This is a genomic window from Buttiauxella sp. 3AFRM03, assembly GCF_003675305.1.
Taxonomy (GTDB): Bacteria; Pseudomonadota; Gammaproteobacteria; order Enterobacterales; family Enterobacteriaceae; genus Buttiauxella; species Buttiauxella ferragutiae.
Genome location: NZ_CP033076.1, coordinates 3,089,032 through 3,111,513 on the forward strand (window position 1 = coordinate 3,089,032; position 22,482 = coordinate 3,111,513).

Annotated in this window: 13 protein-coding genes; 12 read left to right on the forward strand and 1 reads right to left on the reverse strand. The window is 52.9% G+C overall.

Annotated features, from left to right (window positions below; translation table 11 throughout):
- Nucleotides 1-399 precede the first annotated feature (399 nt).
- The 10 genes from bcsO (at nt 400) to D8682_RS15945 (ending at nt 17,633) form a co-directional block, all read left to right on the forward strand.
- Complete coding sequence (gene bcsO / locus D8682_RS15900) at nt 400-1,002, forward strand: cellulose biosynthesis protein BcsO (RefSeq protein WP_162303021.1); 603 nt, start codon at nt 400-402, stop codon at nt 1,000-1,002.
- The gene (bcsQ, locus tag D8682_RS15905) at nt 993-1,796 is read left to right on the forward strand and encodes a cellulose biosynthesis protein BcsQ (RefSeq protein ID WP_064542176.1); all 804 of its coding nucleotides are present in this window, start codon (nt 993-995) and stop codon (nt 1,794-1,796) included. Before bcsO ends, bcsQ begins: the two co-directional genes overlap by 10 nt.
- Before the next feature lie 19 nt (nt 1,797-1,815).
- Nucleotides 1,816-3,936 carry a UDP-forming cellulose synthase catalytic subunit gene (gene bcsA, locus D8682_RS15910; protein WP_064542179.1) on the forward strand — a complete coding sequence of 707 codons (2,121 nt, stop codon included), beginning with the start codon at nt 1,816-1,818 and terminating at the stop codon, nt 3,934-3,936.
- On the forward strand, nt 3,933-6,290 hold the full coding sequence (gene bcsB, locus D8682_RS15915) for a cellulose biosynthesis cyclic di-GMP-binding regulatory protein BcsB (protein WP_121814678.1): 2,358 nt from the start codon (nt 3,933-3,935) through the stop codon (nt 6,288-6,290). Before bcsA ends, bcsB begins: the two co-directional genes overlap by 4 nt.
- A gap of 12 nt (nt 6,291-6,302) precedes the next feature.
- Nucleotides 6,303-10,151 (forward strand): cellulose biosynthesis protein BcsC, encoded by a 3,849-nt coding sequence (locus D8682_RS15920; protein WP_121814679.1) that lies wholly within the window; start codon nt 6,303-6,305, stop codon nt 10,149-10,151.
- Between the two features lie 2 nt (nt 10,152-10,153).
- The gene (gene bcsD, locus D8682_RS15925; RefSeq protein ID WP_064542188.1) at nt 10,154-10,621 is read left to right on the forward strand and encodes a cellulose biosynthesis protein BcsD; all 468 of its coding nucleotides are present in this window, start codon (nt 10,154-10,156) and stop codon (nt 10,619-10,621) included.
- 9 nt (nt 10,622-10,630) lie between these two features.
- Nucleotides 10,631-11,626 carry a glycosyl hydrolase family 8 gene (locus D8682_RS15930; protein WP_064542192.1) on the forward strand — a complete coding sequence of 332 codons (996 nt, stop codon included), beginning with the start codon at nt 10,631-10,633 and terminating at the stop codon, nt 11,624-11,626.
- A gap of 839 nt (nt 11,627-12,465) precedes the next feature.
- The gene (gene hmsP / locus D8682_RS15935; RefSeq protein ID WP_064542208.1) at nt 12,466-14,460 is read left to right on the forward strand and encodes a biofilm formation regulator HmsP; all 1,995 of its coding nucleotides are present in this window, start codon (nt 12,466-12,468) and stop codon (nt 14,458-14,460) included.
- 181 nt (nt 14,461-14,641) lie between these two features.
- Complete coding sequence (locus D8682_RS15940; RefSeq protein ID WP_064542210.1) at nt 14,642-15,928, forward strand: dicarboxylate/amino acid:cation symporter; 1,287 nt, start codon at nt 14,642-14,644, stop codon at nt 15,926-15,928.
- Nucleotides 15,929-16,145: 217 nt separating this feature from the next.
- The gene (locus D8682_RS15945) at nt 16,146-17,633 is read left to right on the forward strand and encodes a pitrilysin family protein (RefSeq protein WP_064542213.1); all 1,488 of its coding nucleotides are present in this window, start codon (nt 16,146-16,148) and stop codon (nt 17,631-17,633) included.
- 700 nt (nt 17,634-18,333) lie between these two features.
- Here the strand turns inward: D8682_RS15945 and D8682_RS15950 are convergent.
- Complete coding sequence (locus tag D8682_RS15950) at nt 18,334-19,266, reverse strand: sugar kinase (RefSeq protein WP_064542216.1); 933 nt, start codon at nt 19,264-19,266, stop codon at nt 18,334-18,336.
- A 232-nt stretch (nt 19,267-19,498) separates the two neighbouring features.
- On the opposite strand from D8682_RS15950, the gene pdeH reads away from it, so the two are divergent.
- Both pdeH and D8682_RS15960 read left to right on the forward strand, forming a co-directional pair.
- Nucleotides 19,499-20,272 carry a cyclic-guanylate-specific phosphodiesterase gene (gene pdeH / locus D8682_RS15955; protein ID WP_064542219.1) on the forward strand — a complete coding sequence of 258 codons (774 nt, stop codon included), beginning with the start codon at nt 19,499-19,501 and terminating at the stop codon, nt 20,270-20,272.
- Nucleotides 20,273-20,337: 65 nt separating this feature from the next.
- A complete protein-coding gene (locus D8682_RS15960) occupies nt 20,338-22,404 on the forward strand; it encodes an AsmA family protein (RefSeq protein ID WP_064542221.1) in 2,067 nt (688 codons plus the stop codon).
- Nucleotides 22,405-22,482: the final 78 nt, after the last annotated feature.

Below are 22,482 nucleotides of genomic sequence, written 5' to 3' on the forward strand. Positions count from 1 at the left end.
TTTAAATGCTTCACCCTCAAAAATAGGTGTAGTCGTGCGGCATTTTCCCCTGAAGATGGTTATATGTTTTGGAAAAAACATCCCAATCATTAAATACTCTTCATCTATGTGAAATCACAGAAGAAAGCTGCTACCTTTTAAGGGGTAGCATTAAATATTACGCAATCACAAATCAAGACTGTTTCATGCTTAGCCGGGTATTAATAAGAAAAAAAGATGGAGCTAAGACCGCAGGTGCCTATATATTGGCTCGAAATATCGTTGTTTTTCCAAAATTGAATAATAAAAAATGGGATTATAACGTTATGTAATTATTCATGGTTTATGAAGTCAATAAACCTTATTCATTGAGTTATTCACACATCAAATACAAATGTCTTATAAATCATGAGTATCGTAATGAAAAATTATGATGATTTGCAGCGTTTCAAAGATAAGACGCGTACAGGCTCTATCGACTTCAAAGATATGTCGGCGCAAAATCAGCAGTTATCGGACAGTAACTGGACGATAATCAAACAGTTAATGCAGACCGAAGGCGATGACTCCGTGCTTTCCCATGCCGAAAGTATTTCCGTGCCAGCACCGCAAGCGGTAAAGGCTGATGAGTTCGATGCCAGCCATTTCAAGCCGCTGGTGGCGCAACCCATCAGCCAGTCAGCTTCTCAGGGCTCAATTCTCGACAGCCTGAACAGCGCGCTGCCAGAAAACAAAACCGAGTTATTTCAACCTGAGCAAAGCAAACACACTACCGCGACGCTGTTTGAACAACTGGCACCCGTCACCGCGCAGCCAGAACCGGTCATTGAACCGTTAAAAGAACCAATAAAAGAAACCGTAAAACCTGCCGCTGTCGCTGCGCCGCAGGGCTACGCACCGGTAAAAACAGAACCCGTGCGTTTTGACAAATTGTTCGCAGCAAAAGGGAGTACGGCGCGGAACCATCCCGCTAAAGACTTACCGCTGCAACCGTTGCTGGAGATGATCGCTTCATGCCGCTAGTGTGTGTGTGCTCGCCAAAAGGCGGGGTAGGAAAAACCACAGTTACCGCCAATCTGGCGTATGCGTTGGCTCGCGCAGGTAGCAAGGTGTTAGCCATTGATTTTGATGTGCAAAACGCGCTGCGTTTGCATTTTGGCGTGCCTTTATCTGATGGCCGTGGCTATGTGGCTAAAGCTATCGAATCGGCAGACTGGAGCCAGTCGGTTTTGACTGCCGGCAGCAATATGTTCGTGCTGCCGTATGGTGATGTCAGCGAAGAACAGCGCCTTGAATTTGAGCAGCGCCTGAGCACCGACAGCCATTTCCTGATGCGTGGATTAAGCACTTTGCTTAACTACCCGGGCCTGGTCATTATTGCCGATTTCCCACCAGGCCCAAATCCGGCGTTAAAAGCGGTTTCGCGACTGGCTGACCTGCATCTGGTGACCATGCTGGCAGATACCGCTTCGCTATCATTGTTGCCGCATATTGAAAATCATCGTCTGATTGGCGAACCGCTAAACAATAAAGCCGGATACTATTTTATCCTCAACCAGAGTGACAACCGCCGCCATATAAGCCGCGATGTCACGGCATTTATGCAGCAGCGTCTGGGTGATCGTCTACTTGGCGTTATTAACCGCGATGAAAGTGTGGCGGAAGCCAATGCTTCTCAGCAATCAATATTCGATTTTAGTCCGGCTTCCGCTGCGGCTTTTGATATTGAACTTATCAGTAAGCGAGTCGCAGGTATTCTCGACATAAAAATTGGTGATGGCGCGGTACATACCGGCCTGAGAACGTCAAATTTCTGACAATCATCCAGGATGTCCTATGAAAAAGGTCCTGTTTTATTTACTGCTATTGGTGTTAGCGCCAATAGCAGTCCTGATCATCATTACGCCTATGGACAGCCAGAAGCAGTATATCTTTGGCTTTATCAGCCTGGCGATTCTGTTTTTATTAGGCTTCAGCAAAAAGCACAGCGTGTCGATAATCATGATGCTGGTTTCAGTCTTGATGTCGACGCGTTATATTTATTTTCGTGCTACCCAAACGCTGCACTTTAATTCCGAAATAGAGGCCATCCTCGGTATAGGGTTATTTTTAGCCGAGCTGTATATCTGGGTCATCTTATTGCTGAGCTATTTGCAAACCTCGTTCCCATTAAAACGGGGGATTGTGCCGCTACCGGACGACACCTCTAAATGGCCGACGGTCGATATTTATATTCCCAGCTATAACGAAAGCCTCGATGTGGTTCGCGATACGGTTCTGGCCGCGCAATGTATCGACTACCCGCGCGATAAAATCAAAATCTACCTGCTTGATGACGGTAAGCGGCGCGAGTTTGCGGTGTTTGCCGCCGATGTGGGCGTGGGCTATATCACGCGTAACGATAACTCACACGCCAAAGCCGGTAACCTCAACCACGCCATGAAACTCACTCACGGCGAGTTGATCACGGTCTTTGACTGTGACCACGTTGCGACGCGTATCTTCCTGCAAGCCACCGTCGGTGCATTCCTGAAAGACCCGAAACTGGCGCTGTTGCAGACACCACACTATTTCTATTCACCCGATCCGTTTGAACGTAACTTATCGGGCGGGCAAAACATCCCCAACGAAGGTTCACTGTTCTACGGCCCCATCCAGCAGGGGAACGATAACTGGAACGCCACTTTCTTCTGCGGTTCATGTGCCGTAATTCGCCGTAGTGCGCTGGAAGAAATCGGCGGATTTGCCGTGGAAACCGTGACCGAAGATGCGCATACCGCGCTGAAAATGCAGCGCCTGGGCTGGAAATCTGCCTTCCTGGATATTCCTCTAGCGGCGGGACTGGCGACTGAACGCCTGGTGCTGCACGTGATTCAGCGTACCCGCTGGGCGCGCGGCATGACGCAAATCTTCCGTATGGATAACCCGTTATTTGGCCGTGGCCTGACGTGGCAACAGCGTTGTTGTTACCTCAGTGCGATGCTCTATTTCCAGTTCGCTTTGCCGCGTGTGGCGTTCGTCACCGCACCGCTGGCGTACTTACTGTTTAACCTGAACATCATTCATTCCTCGGCAAGCCTGATCTTTGCTTACGCGTTGCCGCACCTGATCTTGAGCATTTATCTCAACTCGCGCATGAACGGGCGCTACCGCTACAGTTTCTGGGGCGAGATTTATGACATGGTGCTGGCGTTCCACCTGGTTCTGCCCACGGTTATCACCATGCTGTTCCCAAAACGCGGCAAGTTTAACGTCACGGATAAAGGTGCGCTGCTGAACGTGGGCTACTTCGATTTCAGCGTGGTGCGGCCTCATGTGATTATCGCGGTGTTGCTGGCGGTGGCGGTTGTCGCCGGGATTGTGCGTGCTTGTGCGCATGACTACTTTGGTGTTGACCCGAATGTTATCGCGCTGAACGTCGGCTGGGGGTTGTACAGCCTGGTGTTCCTGCTGGCGGCGATTGCCGTCGCCCGCGAAACGCGCCAGACGCGAAAAACCATCCGTATTGATGTTGAAGTCCCGGTGGTTATTCACTACGCCAGTGGAATATCTTCCCGTAGCAACACTATCGATTTGTCGATGGGCGGCTGCCAAATCGCAGTGCCGGATGACCGCCATCTCAATGATGAAATCGAAGAAATCGAGCTGCAACTGAAGTCCGGCTCTATCAGCATTCCGGTGAAAGTGATCGCTTGCGACGAGCAGGCCATTCGCCTGATGTTTGAAGAGATTCCACTGGACAGGCGTCGTGAACTGGTGCGCGTGGTTCTGGCGCGTGCCGATGCGTGGATTCGTCCGCCAAAACCGCAGGACAACCCGTTCCGTTCCCTGCTGATCATTATTCGTTGTGTGTTTGACCTGTTCTGGCTGACGTTCAAATCGCGCCGCGAAAACCGTCGCCTGCGCCAGGAAGAAGCCAAACGTATGGAAGAAGCCCGCGAGGACAACGTTGCATGAAAGGGATGAGTATAAAGCTTTGCCAGTTGTTGCTCGCGTTGACGGTTTTGGCCTCACCGGTTATGGCGGAAGACGCCACGACGGTGGAGTCACAAATTCCCCTGGATTTACCTGCACCCGACGCGGCCTTTGCGCCAGATGCTGCACCGGTATCGGAAACTGCACCAGCTCCGGCAGTGGATGCACCCACGCCATCGGTGTTTACGCCTGGCAACGTGAGCAGTATTACCGTGGCGCAAATGGGCCAACCACGTGGCGTTATGCTCAGCGGCGGGCAGTTGCAGGCGGGTATCGATTTCACGCTGCCGACCGATCAGGTCATCACCAACGCACAACTTTACCTGAACCTGAAAGTCTCTCCGGCGATGGCGGCGCGCAATACTACGCTGCAACTGATGATGAACGGTCAGCCTCTGGGAACGGTGCCGTTGGGTTCTGCCGATAGCGATGTGTCCAACTATCAGCTGGAAATCCCGGCGGCGATGGTGGTGTCGAGCAATAACATCAGCTTTAAAATCAACGATGGCGATGCCCTGCTGTGCCTGCGCGACCTGTCTGATAAATACCAGGTCACCATCATGCCGAACACGCGGTTGGATCTGGAAGGTCAGCAGCTCAATATCGGTGCCGATCTCAGCCATTTCCCGCGCCCGTTCTTTGACTCAATGCAGATGACTCCCGCTTCGGTGGAGTTTGCTTTCCCGGCAAAAACGCTGCCTGAACAAGTGAGCGCTGCGGCGTTGGTCGCCTCCTGGTTGGGCATTGAGGCGGATTATCGCGGTATTTCCTTTAACGCGTTATCCGACAAACTGCCTGAGAAAAACGGCATTCTGTTTGGCAAGCCCGGCGAGCAGATTGGCGGCCTGACCTTGCCTGAAACCCAAAAACCGATGCTGCAAATCATCGATAACCCAGGCAACCCGGTCTATAAACTGCTGTTGGTGGTGGGCAATTCCGACCAGCAATTGCGCGCTGCGGCGTGGCGTTTAACTCAGGGGAAATTCCCTGGGCAAACCGCAAGCACTGCGGTAGAAAACCAGACAATCCCAGTGAGCAAAGCCTATGACGCTCCGCGCTGGATCTCCACTGAACACCCGGTGCGTCTGTCCGAGTTGATGCGTAAAGACCAAAGCCTGACGGCGACCGGCATCTGGCACGAGCCATTAAGCGTGGCATTCCGCGCGGCTCCGGATCTGTTCTTGTGGGATGGCGACACCATCCCGGTGAAAATCGGCTATCGCTTCCCGACGGAAAACTGGATTGATGAAGAACGTTCTTACCTTTCCCTGACGCTCAACGGCACTTTCCTGCATAACTTGCCGGTGAATAAGCAAGGCGCGCTGGAAACGCTGTGGCGCAAAGTGGGCGGCGATGCGCGCCAGGAAGAGTACAACCTGGCGCTGGAGCCGTACCTGATTTACGGCGACAACCAGTTGTCGCTGTACTTCAACATCCAGACCAAAGAATCGGCACCGTGTAGCGTGCTGCTCAATAACAACATTAAGAGCCGTATTTCTGACGATTCATGGATTGATTTGAGCAAAACGCGTCACTTCTCGTTGCTGCCAAACCTTTCTTACTTTGTCGGCGCGTCGTTCCCGTTCTCCCGCTTTGCTGACTTTGCCCATACCGTGTTGATGCTGCCAGAAAACCCAGGCGAGGCTGAAATCAGCACGCTACTGAATATGGCTGCCCGTTCGGGTAATGCAACCGGCACCTCGTTAAACAACAACACGGTGATGTTTGGCGTGCCAACGGCGGGCGCAAACTTGCAACGCCTTGAACAGAGCCACGTGCTTTCCGTTTCGACCATCAATCAAAGCGCGTTTAACAAAACGCTGCTGGCACAGTCGCCGTTTAACAGCAACGAGCATTCGTTCGGCGTCCGTGAACGCTCAATCTGGCAAAAAATACAGCACTGGATTGAAGGTGACTGGGGTTCGAAAGGCATTGCGGCTGACCGCTATTTCTCATCTAACGAAGCGTGGCGTGGGTTTGTCAGCTTCCGCTCGCAGTGGAACCCTGACCGTGTGGTAGTGATGGCGATTGGCAGTACCGACGAACAGCTTTCGCGGCTGCAAACCGACTTAAGTTCTTCGCGCATCAACGCCGGTATTCGTGGCGACGCCTCCATCATCACCGATGAAAACGGGGTGCGTAGCTTCCGTGTTGGACAACAGTTCCCGAGCGGCCAAATGCCGTGGTACATGATGGTGGTCTGGTATGCCAACCAGCATTCAGCCCTGCTGGCCATTTTAGGTTTGTTGTTCGCCTCGGTTATCGGTTTGAGCTTGTACGCCCTGTTGAAAAAACGCGCGCATAAACGTCTTAATCCTCAGGATGATGGTAAGTAAAGGTGGTGCTCAATGAATCATAAAAACAAAAACGCCCGCCGCTTGTTAACTCTGTGCTTCTTTGGCGGCCTGGCGTTTAGCGCGACCGCTGCGGAAAACAACCCGGCGTTAAAAGCGTTGTTTGACCAGGCCAATTACTGGCATGAAAAGTCACATGACGAGCTGGCAAAAGACGCGTTGCAGAAAGTGTTGATGGTTGATGCCAATAACACCCAGGCGATGTACCTGATGGCGCTGTGGGCACAGCAAGCCGGGGATATTAAAGGTGCCGCCCAATGGCGCGAACGCCTGGCTTCTGTTTCGCCACAAGACGGTAATTTGCAGGCGCTGGATAACGCTAAACAGATTCAGCAAATCCCGCGTGGGCAGCTGGATTTAGCGCGTCAGCAGGCGCGCAGCGGCAATATTCCCGCCGCCCTCGCCACCTGGCGCAGTTTGTTTAATGGCGACCAGCCGCCGCCGAGCCTCGCGCCAGAATATTACCTGACGATGGCGGGCGACAAATCGCTGTATCCGCAAGCGGTGGCTGGTTTACGCCAGTTTGCCGCGCAAAATCCGCAGGACAACGGCGGGCGTATTGCGCTTGGTAAAGTGCTGACCTACCAGGATGCCACGCGTCGTGAAGGCATGGACATCCTGCAAAATATGGCGAGCGGTAGCCAGGATGCCGATAAAGCTTTGCGCCAGGCGCTGTTGTGGCTTGGCCCAACTGCCAGCGACGAGCAGTATTATCAAACCTTCCTGCAACGCCATCCGAAAGATACGGTGGTGCAAGAGCACTACCGTAAAAGTGTTAGCGGTGCCGCAAAAGGCGAAGGGTTTAACGCGCTCAATAGCGGCAACACCGAAGTGGCAAAAAACCAGTTTGAACAAGTGCTGCAAAACAACCCGCAAGACGCCGATGCACTGGCCGGGATGGGCTACATCGCGCAGCGTAAAGGCGATTACACCGCCGCCGCAGAATACCTGAATCGCGCCGCCAACCAGGGTGGCGATCAATCTGGCGAGCGCAAACAACAAGCCGATGACGCCGAGTTTTACGGGCAACTGGCGAGCGCTCAGGCTGCATTCAAACAGGGCAATATTAGCCAGGCCCTGGCGCTCAGCGCGCCTCTGGCACAGCAAAGCGGTGAACGTGGAAATGCTGCGAAGTTATTCCGTGCGGATGTCCAGCGCCATAACAAAGATTACGCCGAGGCAGAGCAGACTTTACGCAGTATTTTGAGCGAACAACCGAATAATGGTGCCGCGCGCGAAAACCTCTATTACGTGTTGCGTGAGCAGAATAAAACCGCCGAAGCGCAAGCGATGCTGCAAACCCTGCCTGCCAGTTTGCAGGCCAAATTGCAGCCGCGCGTTTCTGGCGGTAATCCGGCCGATCCGCTGCGCCGCCAGGCACAGCAGGCCGCGGCAAATGGCAACCCGCAACAAGCCATCGCTATTTTGCAGCAGGGCGTGGCGCGTTATCCGTCCGACCCGTGGCTGCGTCTTGATTTAGCGCGCCAGCTCCAGAAACAGGGGCGTCGTGACGAAGCCAGCAATGTGATGGCGGCTTCTTTCCGGCCAAACGCCTCCAATACAGAACTGTACGCGGGGGCATTGTTTGCCAGCGAAAACAATGCCTGGCAGCAGTCACAAACTTTATTGTCGCGTATTCCCGCGTCCAGCCAGACCAACGACATGCGCAGCCTTGCGGCACGTGTGAACTACAATCTGCAAATGTCGGTAGCGGAACGCTACCTCGCGCAGGGCGATACGGTGGCGGCGGCGAATACCTTAAAAGCGCTGGCGATGCGCCCGCCACAAAGCCCGGCAGATGCGGGAAAACTGGCAAAAATGCTGGCGCAAACCGGCGATGTCAGCACGGCGGTAACGATTGTGCGCGACAACATGCGCCGTGGCGTGCAGGGTAACGCCGGTGATTATGGCGACCAGATTGCAGTGCTAAACCAGGCCGGGCTGGGGCGTGAAGCGCAGGCGTTTCTGGCGAATCCAGAATTGCAGTCGCGCAGCACACCAACGCAGCTTGCCAGCGTTCGCAATGGCTACGTGATCAACGAAGCTGACCAACTACGTACCCAGGGCAATTATGCGGCGGCGTACGATAAACTGATCCGTGCGATGCAGAACGACCCGCAAAATACCGACCTGATGTTTGCGATGGCGCGTCTGTATCAGTCCGGCAAAATGAACAAAGAAGCGGGCGTGGTTTACGACTACCTGATGACGCGTGACACGCCGCAACAAGATGCGCGCGCGGGTGCCATCGACGTGGCGCTCGCCAGTAAAGACGTCGATAAAGCGAAACAGCTGGCCACTGGGTTGCGCAACGATGAAACGCCGGATCGCCTGCTGTTACTGGCGCGCGTGGCCGAAGCCGATGGCAACCACCAGCAGGCGATGGGCTACCTGCGCACCGCGCGTGGCAAACTGCTTGGCCTGCAAGGAGCCGAAAGCGGAACCGCGCCAACGCTCGGAGGCCTGGCATTAGCCGATAACCCGTTCACCCCGAAAACCTCCGTCGCCCCACAAGCCACCGCCGCTAACTCGCTGTATGGCGAAGCGATGCCGTGGCAAGTCGCACAGCTGGCGCGTAATCCACAAACCGCACCGCCGGGTACCACGCGTACCGATCTGCCGGTCGAGACGGCACAGGCAGGCACCTTGCGCCAGGTGGATAACATGATGGAACAGCTGACCGACAAAACCGCCACCTGGGCGCGTGGTGCGGTGGCTGTGCGTGGGCGTGATGGCGAAAGCGGCCTGAGTAAACTCACCGAAATCAAAGCGCCATTGCAGTGGTCGACGGTGCCGTTTGGCGATTCACGTTTAGATCTTAACGTCACGCCAATCAGCCTGAATGCGGGCAGCTCGTCTGACGAATCCAGCCGCCGCTTTGGTACCGGCGCGTTGATTCAGGGGCAGGTGGGCGAGGAGCTGTATAACGCCTCAACCACCACGCCGCCAGAACTGCCAAATATCGACAAGATAAAAGTGCCTTCACAAGGCTCGCAAAGTGCTGCGGGTGTGGAAGTTGGGATGGCGTTAACCGGCGAACAGTACAAACTCGACGTGGGCTCCACGCCATTAGGCCAGGATTTAAATACCGTGGTCGGTGGTGTGCAGTGGTCGCCACAATTAACCGATTACCTGAAATTGATTCTGACCGGCGAACGACGTGCCGTGGTCGACAGCCTGCTTTCTTATGTCGGTGTGGAAGACAAATACAGCGGCAAGAAATGGGGCCAGGTCACCAAGAACGGCGGTAGCGCGCAACTAAGCTACGACGATGGCGATGCGGGTTTCTACGCGGGTGTGGGTTTGTATAACTACATTGGCGAAAACGTGCCGAGCAACGGCAATGTTACCGGGAATGCTGGCGTTTATATTCGCCCGTTCCATGCTGATGACCGCGAACTGAAAACCGGTATCAGCATGACGTATATGGATTTCTCGAAAAACCTCAGCTATTTCAGCTACGGGCAAGGTGGTTACTTTAGCCCGCAAGACTATATCAGCGTCTCCTTCCCGGTGGATTACACCCAGAAGTTTAATAACTGGGATATGTCGGTGGGCGCATCGTTGGGTTATCAGTCCTATAGCCAGAATCAAAGCCCGTACTTCCCGACCGATTCGGCGATGCAGGCGCAACTGGAAAATTACGTCGCCAACGGCTTCGCGAAAGAAGCGTGGTACAGCGGCAGTAGCGAAAGCGGCATTGGCTATAACCTGCGTGCCGCAGCCGATTACAAAGTTAACAAAGACATGACGATTGGTGGTCAGGTGGGTTATGACACCTTTGGTGATTACAACGAAAGTACCGCACAGCTCTACTTCCGTTACCTGCTGGGGAATAATTAATCATGAATGACGCGCAGTTGTTGCAGTACTTTCAGAATCAGCAGACCCAACCGGGCTGGTTCTCTTTGCTCCACATCATGATTGATAGCATGGTGGCGAATGCGGGTGAAGAAGAAAGCCGCCCGTTTCTGATGCAAATGGGTGACACGCTGGCGGCACGCCACCCATTAGCATTAGCGCGAACTGTGGGCGAACTCGAATCACAGATAAATGTTCAGCTCGCCCGTTTCAACTGGGGCTATATTGATATCGAAGCCAGCGAAACGGCGATGCTCATTCGCCACATGGCTTTACCTGTTCCCGCAGACGAAGCGCAGCAAGTTTCCTGGAGTCACGCATTTAGCGCTGTTCTGGAAGGTGTCTACGCTCGTTGGTTACGCGATCAGGGCGGTAAACCGCATGTGTCGCTGTGGCGCGAGTCTTCACCGTCAGCAACAGTGGTACACTTTCGATATCAAAATAGTCGATGAGGTGCTTTGATGTTGCAGCGATGCAAAACGCTGATAGTGGCAGTTGTTGCCTTGTTCTTCTGCCAGCAAGCGCTGGCTGACACTGCCTGGGATAGCTATAAATCCCGCTTTCTAATGCCCGATGGCCGCATTGTCGACACCGGGAATAAAAACGTCAGCCACACCGAAGGCCAGGGTTTTGCCATGATGATGGCCGTGGCTAACGACGACCGTGCCAGTTTCGATAAAATGTGGAACTGGACGCGAAAAACCCTGAAAAACCCCGATAATGGTCTGTTCTACTGGCGATATAACCCCGTTGAAGCACAACCGATCACCGATAAAAACAACGCCGTCGATGGCGATACTTTTATCGCGTGGGCGCTGTTAAAAGCGGGCAACAAGTGGCAGAACCCCGATTATCTGAAAGAATCAGATGCCATCACTAAGGCGTTGGTTGCCCACAACGTTATCCGTTTTGCCGGTTACCAGGTGATGTTACCTGGCGCTAACGGTTTTAACCTCAACAGTTATGTGAATCTCAACCCCTCTTACTTTATCTTCCCGGCGTGGCAGGATTTCGCTAACCGCAGCCATTTAACGGTGTGGACGGATTTGATTAACGATGGGCAGAAACTGTTGGGGAAAATGCACTTTGGCGAGCCTCAGCTCCCGTCTGACTGGGTTTCGCTCTATTCCGATGGGCGTACTGTTCCGGCAAAACAATGGCCAGCGCGCTTTAGCTACGATGCGATTCGCGTTCCGCTGTATGTGTATTGGTTTAACCACAGCAGCCCAGAGTTACAGGCTTATAAAACCTGGTGGGGGCGTTATCCACGTGAGAAAACACCAGCCTGGGTGAACGTCACTACTGGCGATACCGCGCCGTATATGATGGATGGCGGGTTACTGGCGGTGCGTGATTTAGTGTTCCAGCCGGGGAGCGTTGCACAGCCGCAAATTACGGCGCAGGAGGATTATTATTCTGCGAGTTTGAAGATGCTGGTGGCGTTGTCGGTACGGTGATTTTTTTGCCATCACCCTGGCAATTTTGTCAGGGTGAGATCTGTAAGCCTCTCTGATTCTCCGTTCACCTGTGCGTTCAGTTATCTCTTTAATTACAGAAAACGGTGAACGTATTAAGGAGTTAACGCCAACTCCTTAATAATCCAGGCGCCCGGCAAATCAATCGCCGCTAAAGCGGTAAACACCGTTTTTCACCCAACATTCGGGGTCGTTCGCGACCCGTTCCCGACGATCGCTCTCTCACGTGGTTCCCGACCACGTGACCCCGACTGAAGGGTAAAAAACGGCGCGATTGAAGCCGGGGACAAGGTCAAAACCGTTCTGGCCTTTGACTTTGAATTTCGGGTCCGGCTTAAATCGCCTCCATTTTGACTCCAGGTGGCAGGGTCCAGCCGTCGGGAACGGCTGGAGGGCGCGATCGTCTGGAACGAATCGCAACCGACCCTGACACGGAGGCAAAATGGAGGTTTACCGCTTGCGGCGATTTATTTGCCGGGAGTCCGGGTTCTTAGGGTGGCGACGGTGGCCACCCTAAGACGTTCACCGGTTCCGTGGTGACATAAATACACTTTCGCCTGGTGAACGGAACCTTCTTCGAACCGGCAGGAAACACCTTTCAAAGATGTGACTAAGAGATAGTCCTCAGGGAGAAGACCTGGACGAGGGTTGTTTTCTCGAGGCGCTTTCCAAAATTCCCCCCGCAATCTGGCAGCACCGAAAAAAACCGCCAGCATCCATACCACGCTGCATGCAGATTCGGTTTCTCAAGCCTAAAACCCACCACAATGCAGTATACTCAGCCATGTCTATTTAGGGCTTAGTTTTTGCGGAGTGTCAGTTTGCGAGTCAGTCGTTCATTAACGATTAAACAGATGGCAATGGTGTCAGCCGTTGCTTTACTGTTTATTTTTATTTTTATCGTGGTGCAGCTTTTTCACTTTGTGCAGCAAAGCCGCTACGACACAGCAAGCCAGATGGAGAAAATCGCCCATTCGGTGCGTATTCCGCTGTCTGAAGCTATCCTGAAAGCGGATATTCCCCAGGCTGAGTACATCCTGAGTCAAATTCAACCTTCTGGCATTATCAGCCGGGCGGATGTAGTACTGCCGAATCAATTCCAGGCGTTGCGCCAAAGATTTACTCCGGAACGCCCGATTCCCGTCTGGATTGCGCGCCTGTTCGAACTCCCGGTTCAAATATCTCTACCGCTTTATTCACTGGAACGCCCGGCAAATCCGCAGCCGCTGGCTTATCTTGTGCTGCAAGCTGACTCCTGGCGGATGTACAAATTCATCATTAGTACGATTTCGACGTTGCTGACGACATATCTGCTGCTGGCGCTCATTTTGTCGGTTGCGATCAGTTGGTCGATAAACCGTTTGATTGTTCATCCACTGCGTAAAATTGCCCGTGAGCTCGATAGTTTAACCCCGCACGATGCGGCGAACCATCAACTCAATCTACCTCCTCTTCACCACGATGATGAGATAGGCATGCTGGTGCGCAGCTATAACCGTAATCAACAAATGTCGCAGCGCTTACATGAAGAAATGAGCGCGATGAGCACCCGAAACACAGTTACCGAGTTGCCAAATAAGGCGTTGTTACTGGCGTTGCTTGAACAACTAACGGCAAGCGATAACAAGAATGCGTTGATCGTGATTGCCAGCGAAACTTTGCAGGATACTGCCGGGGTGCTGAACGAGGAGCAGCGTGAAATGCTGCTGCTGACGCTGGTCGAGAAAATTAAAGGTGTTCTGCCACCGAATATGGTGCTGGCGCAGCTCAGCGGCAACGATTTTGGCATTATTGCCCATGGCGTTCAGGATGCCTGGCAGGCAATGGCACTGGCGAAGCAAATTCTCGCGGTGCTGAACGAAAAGTTACCGATTCACTCGATTTCCCTCAAACCGACGGCCAGCATCGGCATTGCGATGTATCACGGTGGTTTGACCGCAGAACAGCTGTATCGCCGCGCCGTTTCCGCCGCGTTTTCTGCCCGTCGCCATGGCAAAAATCAGATTCAATTCTTTGACCCTGAACAGATGGCCATTGCGCAACGCTATTTGACGCAAGAGCAGGATTTACTGACGGCATTAGAAAACCAGCAGTTTGCTATTTGGCTACAACCGCAGGTCAATTTGCGCACCCGTGAAGTCGTCAGCGCGGAAGTTTTACTGCGCATGCAGCAGCCTGATGGTAGCTGGGGTTTGCCGGAAGGCTTGATTGAGCGTATCGAAGATAGCGGTTTGATGTTCACAATTGGTAACTGGATCCTTGAAGAGTCTTGCCGTGTGCTGGCGGGCTGGCAAAGCCAGGGTGTCACCATGCCGCTGTGTGTGAATATCTCTGCGCATCAGTTACTGCACGAGGAAATGGGTTCGTCACTGCTGGAATTAATGGCGCGCTATCGTATCCAGCCAGGGATGTTAATTCTGGAAGTCACGGAAAGTCATAATATTGATGATCCGAAAAAAGCGGTCAGTATTTTGCGTCCGTTGCGCAAAGCAGGGGTGCGCATCGCACTGGATGATTTTGGCATGGGTTATGCCAGCCTGCGTCATTTACATCACCTGAAATCGTTGCCAGTGGATGTGCTGAAGCTCGACAAGAGTTTTGTGGATGGCTTGCCGGAAGATAACACCATGGCGGGGGTGATTATCGGTATGGCGAACACGCTGGGTCTGAAACTGGTGGCGGAAGGAATTGAAAACCAGGCGCAGTGCGACTGGTTGTTGAACGCCGGTGTGAGCATTGCTCAGGGTTATCTTTTCTCCAGGGCACTGACTCTTAAAGAGTTTGATGCCAGGTATTTATCCAGCGCTAATCAGTAAATTAGTTGTTGCAAATGTTATTGGGCTGGCGCGAGCCAGCTCAATTATTTAACAATTTTATTTACAAATAAGCGCTGTGTCACTTCTGAGCGTTTTTGAGAGTGGTATTTTTGCTTCCGCAGGCCGAGGTCATCTACCTAAATCCTGGTACTGCGGAATATCTACCTCTCAAGGACACGCTATGAAACTCTCTCTTTTTAAAAGCCTCTACTTCCAGGTCCTTACGGCGATAGCCATCGGTATCCTGCTGGGTCATTTTTACCCGGAATTAGGCGCGCAGATGAAACCGCTCGGCGATGCGTTCGTTAAACTGATTAAAATGATTATCGCGCCGGTTATCTTCTGTACGGTCGTCACCGGCATCGCAGGCATGGAAAGCATGAAAGCCGTGGGGCGCACGGGCGCTGTGGCACTGCTTTACTTCGAAGTGGTCAGCACCATCGCGCTGATCATCGGCCTAATCGTGGTTAACGTCGTCCAGCCAGGGGCTGGGATGAACATCGACCCGGCAACGCTTGATGCCAAAGCTGTCGCCATGTATGCCGAACAGGCACAACAACAAGGTGTGGTGGCCTTCTTGCTGGATGTGATTCCTGGTAGCGTGATTGGCGCATTTGCCAGTGGCAATATCCTGCAAGTGCTGCTGTTTGCGGTACTGTTTGGTTTTGCACTGCACCGTCTTGGTCAAAAAGGCCAGTTGATTTTCAACGTGATTGAAAGCTTCTCGCAGGTCATTTTCGGCATCATCAACATGATCATGCGCCTCGCGCCAATCGGTGCTTTCGGTGCTATGGCGTTCACGATTGGTAAATATGGCGTCGGCTCGTTGGTGCAGCTCGGCCAGTTGATTATCTGCTTCTACATCACCTGTATCCTGTTTGTGGTGCTGGTGTTGGGCAGCATCGCGCGGGTGACAGGTTTCAGCATCTTTAAATTTATCCGTTACATTAAAGAAGAGCTGCTTATCGTACTGGGTACTTCTTCGTCTGAATCCGCTTTGCCAAGAATGCTCGATAAAATGGAGAAACTCGGTTGCCGTAAGTCGGTAGTCGGGCTGGTGATTCCAACCGGATACTCGTTTAACCTCGATGGCACCTCAATTTATCTCACCATGGCAGCGGTGTTTATCGCGCAGGCCACCAACACCCATATGGATATTGTCCATCAAATCACACTATTGGTGGTGTTGCTGCTCTCCTCTAAAGGCGCTGCAGGTGTGACAGGGAGTGGTTTCATCGTGCTGGCGGCAACCATTTCAGCGGTGGGCCATTTGCCACTTGCGGGTCTGGCGTTGATTCTCGGTATCGACCGCTTTATGTCTGAAGCGCGTGCGCTGACAAACCTGGTCGGTAATGGCGTGGCAACGGTTGTCGTGGCGAAGTGGGTGAAACAGTTGGATGAGAAGCAACTGGTAGAAACGCTCAATAATCCAAACTCTGCGAAAAAAGTGAACGAAATCTCTTCTTAATCCCCTCAATTGCCCACGGCGACTTGCCCTCGCTGTGGGCTACTGCGCATAATTGACCCTTGAGCCAAAATTTTTGGCGTTTTTTTTCATTTTAAAAGTGACGTTTGCGCGAAGATGCGGTCAAACGGAGTGGTGAATTATCACCGTGGCGGCTTTTTTGCGTAATCTTTTGTCGCCATTACACTTTTTAATCAGGATTGTTTTTCCAGGGGTTAACATGCAGGGCACCAAAATTCGACTCTTAGCTGGCGGATTGCTGTTGGTCGCCGCCGCCAGTAATGTGCAGGCAGAAGCACTACAGCCCGATCCAGCCTGGCAGCAAGGTACGCTGGCCAATGGTTTTCAATGGCAAGTCCTGGCCACACCTCAACGCCCAAGCGATCGTATTGAAATTCGTCTGTTGGTGAATACCGGCTCATTGAATGAGACCACCCAGCAGAGCGGCTTTAGCCATTTCTTACCGCGCATGGCACTGACACAAAACGGTAGCTTGCAGCCATTGCAGGTACGCTCACTATGGCAGCAAAGTGTGGACCCGCAGCGTCCGCTGCCTCCAGCCGTTGTTTCGTATGACTTCACGTTGTTTAATCTTAGCCTGCCTAATAACCGCAATGATTTACTCAAAGAAGCGATAGCTTATCTGGCGGAAACCACCGGTAAAACGTCGATCACCCCGGAAACGGTGAACGTTGCGCTGCAAACTCAGGATATGGTGACAACCTGGCCGATGGACACCAAAGACAACTGGTGGCGCTATCGCTTGCAAGGTTCCTCGCTGTTGGGCCATGACCCAGCAGAAGATCTCAAGCAGCCGGTTGATAACGAACAACTCAACGAATTCTACAAGAAGTGGTACACCCCGGATGCGATGACCTTGATTGTGGTGGGTAACGTCGATAGCCGTAGCGTTGCCGATCAAATCAACAAAACGTTTGGCACCCTGACGGGCAAACGTGAAACGCCCGCTCCGGTTGCGACTCTTTCTCCGCTCAAGCGTGTTCCTGTGAGTTTAATGACTGACAGTGTGAGCCAGGACAGGCTCTCACTGATGTGGGACAACGCCTGGCAGCCTATTCGTGAATCGTCTGCGATGCTGCGTTACTGGCGTGCCGATCTCGCCCGTGAGGCGCTGTTCTGGCATGTGCAGCAGAACCTTAGCAAGCAGAACATCAAGGATCTTAACCTGAGCTTCGAGTGTCGCGTGTTGTATCAGCGTGCGCAGTGCGGCATCAACCTTGCGTCACCTAACGATAGACTGAATGCGAATTTGGCGAGCGTCAGCAAAGAGTTGGTTAACGTGCGTGATAAAGGGCTGTCGCAGCAAGAGTTTGATGGGTTAATTGCGCAGAAAAAAGCGGAACTTGCCAAGCTGTTTGCTACTTACGCGCGTACCGACACCGATGTGTTGATCAGCCAGCGTATGCGTTCGCTGCAAAACCAGGTGGTCGATATCGCTCCGGAACAGTATCAGAAACTGCGTGGGGATTTCCTGAACAGCCTGACATTAAGCTCGCTGAACCAGGATTTACGCCAGCAACTGTCGCAAGAAATGGCTTTAGTGCTGTTGCAGCCAAAAGGCGAACCTGAGTTCAACATGAAGGATCTGCAAGCGACGTGGGATAAGGTGATGGTGCCGGCTAAAGCACTGCCGCTGACTGATGAACCTAAGCAGGAAGTTTCTTCGGATACGCCGCAGGCGCAGTAAGGCCTCACCCCGGCCCCTCTCCCTGAGGACTGTCTCTTATACACAACTCACCCTGGCAATCTTGTCAGGGTGAGATCTGTAAGCCTCGCTGATTTTCCGTTCACCTGTGCGTTCAGTTATCTCTTTAATTCCAGAAAACGGTGAACGTATCAAGGGGTTATCGCCAACCCCTTGATAATCCAGGCGCCCGGCAAATCAATCGCCGCTAAAGCGGTAAACACCGCTTTTCACCCAACATTCGGGGTCGTTCGCGATTCGTTCCCGACGATCGCTCTCTCACGTGGCTCCCGGCCACGTGACCCCGACTGAAGGGTAAAAAACGGCGCGATTGAAGCCGGGGACAAGGTCAAAATCGCTCTGGCTTATGACTTTGACTTTGACTTTCGGGTCCGGCTTAAATCGCCTCCATTTTGACTCCAGGTGGCAGGGTCCAGCCGTCGGGAACGGCTGGAGGGCGCGATCGTCTGGAACGAATCGCAACCGACCCTGACACGGAGGCAAAATGGAGGTTTACCGCTTGCGGCGATTTATTTGCCGGGAGTCCGGGTTCTTAGGGTGGCGACGGTGGCCACCCTAAGACGTTCACCGGTTCCGTGGCGACATAAATACACTTTCGCCTGGTGAACGGAACCTTCTCCGAATTGGCAGGAACTGTCCTTCAAAGATGTGTACAAAAGACAGCCTTAGGGTGAGGGTTACCTTAAGAAGGCATCGCCTCTTTCGGGATAATCGCCCCGCGATACTGAATCACGGTACTTGCCGTCAAATGCCCGCGTTTTGCCGCTTCTTCAGCACTACCACCAGTCAAACGTACCGCCAGATAACCCGCGCTGAAAGAGTCGCCAGCCGCTGTGGTGTCGATAACTTTTTCTTTCGGTAATTTTACCGCTGGCACTTCTAACATCGGCTCGCCCTGAATCGCCACCAGGCAAGACTCTGCGCCGCGCTTGATGACCACTTCACGCACGCCAGCTGCCTGAGTACGGTGAATCACTTCTTCAACCGGCTTCGCGCCCCACAGCAAATCTTCGTCATCCAAAGTCAGGAACGCGATGTCAGTGCAGGTCAGCATTTGCTGGTAAACCTGTTGCGTCTCTTCACGGCTGGCCCACAGGCGCGGACGGTAGTTGTTATCGAAGATAACCTTGCAACCGTTAGCGCGGCACTGAGTCAGCAACGCCATCAGCTTTTCACGGCTCGCCGCGTTGAGGATTGCCAGGCTAATCCCGCTCAAATACAGGTAATCGAACTGAGCCAGTTCTGCGCAAATTGCCTGAGCTTGCTCGCTCTCCAGCCAGAAACGGGCTGCGGCTTCGTTACGCCAGTAATAGAAAGTACGCTCGCCGGTTGAATCAGTTTCGATGTAATACAAGCCTGGTAAACGGTGCTCCAGGCGCTGTGTCAGCTCGGTGTGAACGTTTTCTTGCTGCCATGCGTCGAGCATTTGTTGGCTGAAGTTATCTTCACCCAAAGCCGTGACGTAATGGACTTCTAGCTCGTTTGCATCGACCTGGCGGGCGATATAAACGGAAGTATTTAGGGTGTCGCCACCAAAGCCGCGGCTAACTTCCGCACCTTTTTGCGACAGTTCAATCATACATTCACCGATAACGGCGATTTTGCGCGTTGGCATAGCAGTAAACCTGAATTGATGAAATTACCGCTAGTTTGCTGGTCGGCTAAAAACGAGTCAAACAATTTAAAACGATGTTTCGGAAAACTTTGAGCTAAGGCAGTTTATTGCCAATGTGAACCAACTCTCTTTCATTAAGGTTGTACTCAAAGCGAACATAAAGTTCTCATGCGCTACGCCGATAACTTGACGATGGGCCATCCGAGTTATCAAGGTAAACAGGACGTACATGATGAAGTTTAATCAGATCACTCACCGGCTGAATACGCTTGAGGCGAGTGTCGAAAGTTTGCAGGAGCGGCGGTTCTGGTTGCAGTGCCAGCGGCAGTACACCTTCCAGCCGATCTACAAAATCGATGGTCGATTAATGGCGATAGAACTGCTGACGGTGGTCACGCACGCGGATGAGCCGGAGGTGCGTATTGCGCCGGATCGCTACTTTTCATCTGTCTCCAGTCGCACGCGCTTGATGGTCATCGAAGAGCAACTCAATTTGCTGCGCAGTTGGGAATCCATCTTCCTTGGCTATGGCATTTTAGCGTCGGTGAATGTCGATGGCCCGACTCTTGTGGCAATGAAGCATCATCAGTCGATTCTAAGGCTTATCAACAAAATGCCGTGGGTGCGCTTTGAACTGGTGGAGCACATCACCCAACCGCAAGCCGTGACACTGGCAGGAATGCACGAATTCGGCCCGCTGTGGCTGGACGATTTCGGCACCGGTGTTGCCAACTTTTCTGCTTTAAGCGAGATGCACTACGACTACATCAAAGTCGCGCGTGACTTGTTCATCATGCTGCGCACCAGCGACGAAGGCCGGAATTTATTCAACATGTTGCTGCAATTGATGAATCGCTATTGTAAAGGCGTCATCGTCGAAGGTGTCGAAACTGAAGCGGAATGGCGCGCTGTGCAAAACTCCCCCGCGTTTGCGGCACAAGGCTATTTCCTCTCCCGTCCCGTTCCATTTGAACAGTTAGAGAGCGTACTAACTCGCCTGTCCTGATGCCGTTTTGGTCACGCTCAACTATCTTTAGTTAAAGCGAGCCACATCAGGAGAAGGTAAAAGGCATGACTAAAACTGGAAAGGTCGCCAGCGGTGTCGTCGGGGGTTTATTGTTGTTGGTTGTGGTGGCAATCATTGTGATTGCGACGTTTGACTGGAATCGGCTCAAACCGACTATCAACCAAAAAGTCTCGACAGAGCTGAATCGGCCCTTCGCCATTCGTGGCGATTTAGGCGTGGTATGGGAGCGTAACAAAGAAGAAACCGGCTGGCGCAGTTGGGTGCCGTGGCCGCATGTTCACGCCGAAGATATTATTCTGGGCAACCCGCCGGATATTCCTGAAATCACTATGGTGCATCTGCCGCGCGTAGATGCCACGCTTGCACCTCTCACGCTGCTCACTAAAACCGTTTATATCCCGTGGATCAAGCTGGTTCAGCCGGATGTGCGAATCATTCGGCTGTCGGAAAAAAACAATAACTGGACGTTCAACCTCGCCAGTAGCGCAGCGCAAGATCCCAATCAACCGCCGTCAGCGTGGTCGTTCAAAATGGACAATATTCTGTTCGATAAAGGCCGCATCGCTATTAACGACAAACTCACTAAAGCAGAGATGGAAATCCTCGTTGATCCACTTGGCAAACCGTTACCGTTTAGTGAAATACAGGGGCATAAACCCAAAGGCAAAGATGCCGCAAAAGCCGGAGATTATGTCTTTGGCCTGAAAGTTCGCGGGCGCTACAACGGCGAGCCGATAGAAGGCTCCGGTAAAATTGGCGGTATGTTAGCGCTGCGCAGCGAAGGCGAAACCGCCTTTCCGGTGCAGGCCGACGTGCATTCCGGTAACTCACGCGTGGCGTTTATCGGCACCATCAACGACCCGATGAAAATGGGTGGTGTCGACCTGCAACTGAAGTTCTCCGGTGATTCGCTGGGCAACCTCTACGATCTGACCGGTGTGTTATTGCCGGATACGCCACCGTTTGAAACTGACGGGCATTTACTGGCAAAAATCGATGCAGAAAAAGGCTCGGTGTTCCGCTATCAGAACTTTAACGGGCGCATTGGCGACAGCGACATTCATGGCTCGCTGACCTATTCCCAGGGCAAACCGCGCCCGAAACTGGAAGGCGACCTTGAATCTAAACAGCTTCGGCTGGCCGATTTAGGCCCGTTGATTGGCGTGGATTCCGGCAAGGGCGCGCAACAAAGCAAAAAGGCGGAACAAGCCAAAGGCGAGAAAACCGTGCAGCCGGGCGACAAAGTTCTGCCGTATGACCGTTTCGAAACCGCCAAGTGGGACGTAATGGATGCTGACGTGCGCTTTAAAGGCGGGCGCATCGAACACAGCGGCACGCTGCCGCTCAGCAATCTCACCACGCATGTGATCCTTAAAAATGCCGACTTACGCCTGCAACCGCTAAAATTCGGCATGGCGAACGGCACCATCAGCGCCAACATTCACCTTGATGGCAACAAGAAGCCGATGCGCGGAGAAGCGGATATTCAGGCGCGTCGCTTGCAGCTCAAACAGCTGATGCCAAAAGTGGAATCGATGCAGAAAACCCTCGGGGAACTGAATGGTGATGCGGATTTGCGGGGCCGTGGTAACTCTATTGCGGAGCTGTTGGGCAGCAGCGATGGCAACCTGAAATTGCTGATGAACGACGGGTTAATCAGCCGCAACCTGATGGAAATTGTCGGCCTGAACGTCGGGAATTACGTCGTCGGGCAAATCTTTGGTGATGATGAAGTGCGGATTAACTGTGCGGCGGCGAACCTTGATTTACGCGGCGGCGTGGCGACGCCACGTATTTTTGCCTTTGATACCGAAAACGCGCTGATCAACGTCACTGGCACCACCAACTTTGCCAGCGAGCGGCTCGATTTAACCATTGATCCTGAAAGCAAAGGGGTGCGCATTCTGACATTGCGCTCGCCACTTTATGTGCGCGGCACGTTTAAGAACCCGGATGCCGGGGTGAAACCCGGCCCATTGATTGCCCGTGGCGCGGTGGCTGCGGCACTGGCAACGCTGGTGACGCCAGCCGCCGCACTGCTGGCGATGATCTCGCCTTCCGAAGATGGCGGCAATCAGTGCAGCCGTATTTTGGGGCAGATGAGGAAGTGACATTTCCCCTCACCCAGGCTGTCTCTTATACACATCTTTGAGGGACGGTTCCTGCGGAGCCGGAGAAGGTTCCGTTCA

Bases quoted from the DNA above. Each gene is read 5' to 3' on its own strand.
- D8682_RS15920 (WP_121814679.1), top strand. From the start codon at position 6,303: ATGAATCATAAAAACAAAAACGCCCGCCGCTTGTTAACTCTGTGCTTC.
- bcsO (WP_162303021.1), top strand. From the start codon at position 400: ATGAAAAATTATGATGATTTGCAGCGTTTCAAAGATAAGACGCGTACA.
- bcsQ (WP_064542176.1), top strand. From the start codon at position 993: ATGCCGCTAGTGTGTGTGTGCTCGCCAAAAGGCGGGGTAGGAAAAACC.
- D8682_RS15950 (WP_064542216.1), bottom strand. From the start codon at position 19,266: ATGCCAACGCGCAAAATCGCCGTTATCGGTGAATGTATGATTGAACTG.
- D8682_RS15940 (WP_064542210.1), top strand. From the start codon at position 14,642: ATGAAACTCTCTCTTTTTAAAAGCCTCTACTTCCAGGTCCTTACGGCG.
- bcsD (WP_064542188.1), top strand. From the start codon at position 10,154: ATGAATGACGCGCAGTTGTTGCAGTACTTTCAGAATCAGCAGACCCAA.
- pdeH (WP_064542219.1), top strand. From the start codon at position 19,499: ATGAAGTTTAATCAGATCACTCACCGGCTGAATACGCTTGAGGCGAGT.
- D8682_RS15960 (WP_064542221.1), top strand. From the start codon at position 20,338: ATGACTAAAACTGGAAAGGTCGCCAGCGGTGTCGTCGGGGGTTTATTG.
- D8682_RS15945 (WP_064542213.1), top strand. From the start codon at position 16,146: ATGCAGGGCACCAAAATTCGACTCTTAGCTGGCGGATTGCTGTTGGTC.
- bcsB (WP_121814678.1), top strand. From the start codon at position 3,933: ATGAAAGGGATGAGTATAAAGCTTTGCCAGTTGTTGCTCGCGTTGACG.
- bcsA (WP_064542179.1), top strand. From the start codon at position 1,816: ATGAAAAAGGTCCTGTTTTATTTACTGCTATTGGTGTTAGCGCCAATA.
- D8682_RS15930 (WP_064542192.1), top strand. From the start codon at position 10,631: ATGTTGCAGCGATGCAAAACGCTGATAGTGGCAGTTGTTGCCTTGTTC.